This is a genomic window from Anaerotignum sp. (assembly GCF_045122575.1).
Classification (GTDB): Bacteria; Bacillota; Clostridia; order Lachnospirales; family Anaerotignaceae; genus Anaerotignum_A.
The window spans coordinates 1-2,353 of sequence record NZ_JBGVHV010000090.1 but is presented as its reverse complement, the minus strand read 5'-3'; the positions used below and the strand labels follow the sequence as shown (position 1 = coordinate 2,353).

1 protein-coding gene is annotated in these 2,353 nt (G+C 48.4%); it reads right to left on the bottom strand.

Annotation, left to right across the window (positions count from 1 at the left end):
- Positions 1-2,120: carbamoyl-phosphate synthase large subunit (carB, locus tag ACJMLT_RS04010; RefSeq protein WP_405726945.1), on the bottom strand; the 2,120-nt coding region annotated here is incomplete at its 3' end.
- Between the last annotated feature and the right edge of the window lie 233 nt (positions 2,121-2,353).

Below are 2,353 nucleotides of genomic sequence, written 5' to 3'. Positions count from 1 at the left end.
ACCATAACAGGATAGCCGATCTTTTCCGCAATGGAAAGAGCGTCTTCCACGGTAACGGCCATGCCGGATTCGGGCATGGGGATCTCCAGTTTATCCATCATCGCGCGGAACAGGTCTCTGTCTTCTGCCAGATCGATGACTGCAGGAGGTGTCCCCAGAATTTTTACGCCGTTCTTTTCCAGATCTGCTGCCAGATTCAGAGGCGTCTGACCGCCGAACTGAGCGATCACGCCAACGGGTTTTTCCTTTTTATAAATACTCAGAACATCTTCCAGTGTGAGGGGTTCGAAGTAGAGCTTGTCGGAAGTATCGTAGTCGGTGGAAACGGTTTCAGGGTTACAGTTTACGATGATCGTTTCGAAGCCCAGTTCTTTCAGCGCCAGAGAGGCGTGAACACAGCAGTAGTCAAATTCGATCCCCTGACCGATACGGTTAGGGCCGCCGCCTAAGATCATTACTTTGGGCTTGTCGGAAGAAACGGGGTTTTTGTCTTCCGCATTATAAGTGGAATAATAGTAAGCCTTGTCCTGCGTGCCGCTGACATGAACAGGTTCCCAGGCTTCTTCCAGCCCCAGTTCGAGACGTTTGTTTCTGATATCATCTTCCTTGATTTCCAGGATCTGGCTCAGATATTTATCGGAGAACCCATTTTTCTTGGCAGAGATCAATACTTCATCAGCAGGCATTTTCCCTTTGTTTGCGAGAAGGGCTTCTTCCTCCTGTATCAGTTCCTGCATCTGTTCAATGAACCAGTGTTTTACCCTGGTCAAAGCATGGATCTCATCTGCAGTTGCGCCTTTGCGCAGGGCTTCATACATAATGAAATGACGTTCACTGGAAGGAGTTACCAGCATACGCAGCAGTTCATCCTTTGTTTTGCTGTCAAAATCCTTGGCATGGCCCAGACCGTAACGGCCTGTTTCTAGAGAACGGATGGCTTTCTGGAAGGCTTCCTTATAGGTTTTACCGATACTCATAACTTCGCCGACGGCGCGCATCTGGGTACCAAGTTTATCTTCTACGCCTTTGAATTTTTCGAAGGCCCAGCGAGCGAATTTGATCACGACATAATCACCGTCGGGAACGTATTTATCCAGCGTGCCGTATTTGCCGCAGGGGATATCTTTCAGAGTCAGGCCTGTTGCCAGCATGGCGGAAACCAGTGCGATGGGGAAGCCCGTTGCTTTGGAAGCCAGTGCAGAGGAACGGGATGTTCTGGGGTTGATTTCAATCACGATATCTCTGTCTGTTTTGGGATCATGAGCCCACTGTACGTTTGTACCGCCGATGACCTGTACGGAATCAACGATTTTATAGGATTTTTCCTGCAGACGTTTCTGTACTTCTTCGGAAATGGTCAGCATGGGGGCAGAACAGAAGGAGTCGCCGGTATGGACACCCAGAGGGTCGATATTTTCAATGAAGCAGACAGTGATCATGTTGCCTTCGGCATCACGCACAACCTCCAGCTCCAGTTCTTCCCATCCGAGGATAGATTCTTCTACCAGAACCTGACCTACCAGAGAAGCCTGCAGACCGCGGGCACAGACGGTTTTCAGTTCGTCTACATTGTAGACCAGACCACCGCCGGCACCGCCCATGGTATAGGCAGGACGCAGAACAACAGGATAGCCCAGTTCGTCAGCAATGGCTAGTGCTTCCTCTACGGAATAGGCAACCTGGCTTCTTGCCATTTCGATGCCGAGACTGTCCATGGTTTTCTTGAATTCGATGCGGTCTTCGCCGCGTTCGATGGCGTCTACCTGTACCCCGATAACGGCTACGTCATATTTTTCCAGAATACCGGCTTCCGCCAGTTCGGAGCAAAGGTTCAGACCGGACTGACCACCCAGATTGGGAAGCAGCGCATCAGGTCGTTCTTTTGCAATGATCTGTTCCAGACGATCTACGTTCAAAGGTTCGATGTAAGTGACATCTGCAGTTTCCGGATCAGTCATGATGGTCGCAGGGTTGGAATTGACCAGCACGATCTCATAACCCAGATTGCGCAGGGCTTTACATGCCTGTGTGCCGGAATAGTCGAATTCACAGGCCTGACCAATGATGATCGGGCCGGAACCGATGATCAGTACTTTTTTGATTTTTTTCTTTTGTTTCATGGGATTTCCTCCTTAGCTTAGAAAACGATATTAGATTCGTGTGGATTTGTATGGTTTTATAAGCATCCTTCCCGATGATGACAAAATTTCATGGGAAGTTTTTTCCATTATAGCACGATATTGCTTTTGGAGCAGAACAAAATTTTTATTTTGCGTGAAAATATATACAGAGGATTTGTATTGTCTGTCAAAGAGGAGGAAAAATGAAACGGAGAAAAAAGTTCTGACAGGTC